The sequence below is a fragment of the Actinomadura sp. NPDC049753 genome (genome assembly GCF_040674655.1).
Lineage (GTDB): Bacteria > Actinomycetota > Actinomycetes > Streptosporangiales > Streptosporangiaceae > Spirillospora > Spirillospora verrucosospora.
The window spans coordinates 1-2,216 of record NZ_JBFARL010000418.1 but is presented as its reverse complement, the minus strand read 5'-3'; the positions used below and the strand labels follow the sequence as shown (position 1 = coordinate 2,216).

The 2,216-nt window shown below is 74.6% G+C and carries 2 protein-coding genes; one reads left to right on the top strand and one right to left on the bottom strand.

Translation table 11 applies throughout. The features are described 5' to 3' along the window. Positions 1-65 precede the first annotated feature (65 nt). Positions 66-1,079, top strand: coding sequence for a dTDP-glucose 4,6-dehydratase (gene rfbB, locus AB0K37_RS41805; RefSeq protein WP_363991687.1), 1,014 nt, complete (start codon positions 66-68; stop codon positions 1,077-1,079). On the opposite strand, the gene AB0K37_RS41800 is transcribed toward rfbB, so the two are convergent. Then, positions 1,063-2,216, bottom strand: a 1,154-nt coding sequence (locus AB0K37_RS41800) for a metallopeptidase TldD-related protein (protein WP_363991684.1), incomplete at its 5' end; no start/stop codon positions are given. The genes rfbB and AB0K37_RS41800 overlap by 17 nt on opposite strands.

The following is a 2,216-nucleotide window of genomic DNA, read 5'->3' as shown; positions in this document are numbered from 1 at the left end:
GCGCCCCGGCCCGTCCCGCCCGCCGCGGGCGCTCAGACCACCAGGGAACGCCGAGGAGGCGGGCGATGAGACTCCTGGTCACCGGGGGCGCCGGGTTCATCGGCTCGGAGTTCGTGCGGGCGACGCTGCGCGGCGAACTGCCGGGCACCGCGGGCGCGCACGTCACCGTGCTGGACGCGCTCACGTACTCGGGGAACCCGCAGAACCTGGCCCCGGTCGCCGGGCATCCGCGCTACCGGTTCGTGCACGGCGACACCTGCGACCCCGACGCGGTCGACGCGGCCGTGGCCGGACAGGACGCGATCGTCCATCTCGCCGCCGAATCGCACGTGGACCGCTCGATCGACACCGCCACGCCGTTCGTGCGGACCAACGTGCTGGGCACGCAGAACATGCTGGAGGCGGCCCAGCGGCACGGCGTCGGTCGGTTCGTGCACGTGTCCACCGACGAGGTCTACGGCTCGATCGCCCAGGGGTCGTGGACGGAGGACGCCCCGCTGCTGCCGAACGGGCCCTACGCGTCGGCCAAGGCCGGGTCGGACCTGCTGGCGCTGGCCTGGCATCGGACCCGCGGCCTCGAGGTCGTGGTCACGCGGTGCACCAACAACTACGGGCACTACCAGTTCCCGGAGAAGGTGATCCCGCTGTTCGTGACCAACCTGCTGGACGGCCGGCGGGTGCCGCTCTACGGCGACGGCCGCCACCGGCGCGGCTGGCTGCACGTGTCGGACCACTGCCGCGCGCTCGACCTGGTGCTGCGGTTCGGCCGCCCGGGCGAGGTGTACCACGTCGGCGGCGGCAAGGAGCTGTCCAACGAGGACCTGACGTCCCTGCTGCTGGAGGCGTGCGGCGCCTCGTGGGACATGGTCGACCACGTTCCCGACCGGCAGGGCCACGACCGCAGGTACGCGCTCGACACCACCAAGATCGAGGAGCGGCTCGGTTTCGTTCCGCGCGTGCGCTTCGAGGACGGGCTGGAGGCGACCGTCGAGTGGTACCGCGCGAACCGGGCCTGGTGGGAACCGCTGAAGGCCGGTCTCCGGGACGCGCCGGGGCCGATGCTCAGGTCGCCTCGCTGACCGCCGACATCGTGTAGTCGTCCACCCGGAGCGCGGGCATGGCCGTCCGGGGCGTGGAGTCGTCCCTCTCCCTGGGCAGGGCGCTTTCGGTGCGGCCGATCTCCGTCACCCGGCCCAGCAGGTCCACCGGGCTCTCGTTGAAGCGGAAGTTGTTCGCCTCCCCCACCACTTCGCCGTTCTCCACCAGGTAGACGCCGTCGCGGGTGAGCCCGGTGAGCAGCAGCGTCCGCGGGTCGACGTCGCGGACGTACCACAGCGAGGTGACCAGGAGCCCGCGCCTGGTGGTCGCGACGAGATCGGCGAGCGACCGGCCCTCCCCCGCGCCCTCCAGCACCAGGTTGCCGACCTGCGGCGTGACCGGCAGCCCGGTGAGCTCGGCGGAGTGGCGGGTCTGGACCAGGCCGGCGAGGACGCCGTCGCGGATCCACTCGGTCGGCCGGAGCGGCAGCCCGTTGTCGAACACCGAGACGGTGTCCGCGAACACCTGCGCGACGTCCGCCGAGCCCCGGGCGGCGACGAACGGCGCGCACCGCAGGCCCGGCTCCCGCGGGTCGCTCCGCAGCGTGAGCGGTGCGCCGGTCAGGCGCTCGCCGATCCGGGTACCGCCGTCCGGGCCGCGGAACACGGTGCGCGCGTCGGCGGCGTCCTTGGCCCCGGCCGCGCGGTACAGCCGCAGCATGAGGTCGGCGACGCACGACGGGGCCAGCAGCACCTCGTACCGCCCGGCGGGGAGCGCGACGCGCCTGCGCGCCCAGCCGAGCCGCTCGCCCAGCCCCGCGTACAGGGGAAGCGGATCGATCTCGCCGAGGTCGGCCGCCCCGACGCCGCTCCACGTCGAGGCGACGCCGTCCTCGGACTTGGCGGTCAGGTCCACCGCGCCCGCGGTCTGGACGTGGCGCAGCCGCAGGCCCGTGGAGGACGCCAGCCAGGTCGTGTGCTGCCGCTGCTCGGCGTGGCCGTACAGCAGGCGGCGTTCCGCGCGGGCCCGCTCGAACGTCGCGGCGAGACCGGTCGCGAACCGGGCGAGGACGCCCGCCGACGCCGTGGGCGCGGGCTCGGCCCAGTCCGGCGAGGACGGCACGGCGTCGCCGGTCAGCAGCGGCGGGCGTCGGCGTCGCTCTCGTCGGTGACCGGCCC

What these genes read in the sequence shown, in the direction of transcription:
- rfbB (WP_363991687.1), top strand. Translation starts at nt 66, where the DNA reads ATGAGACTCCTGGTCACCGGGGGCGCCGGGTTCATCGGCTCGGAGTTC.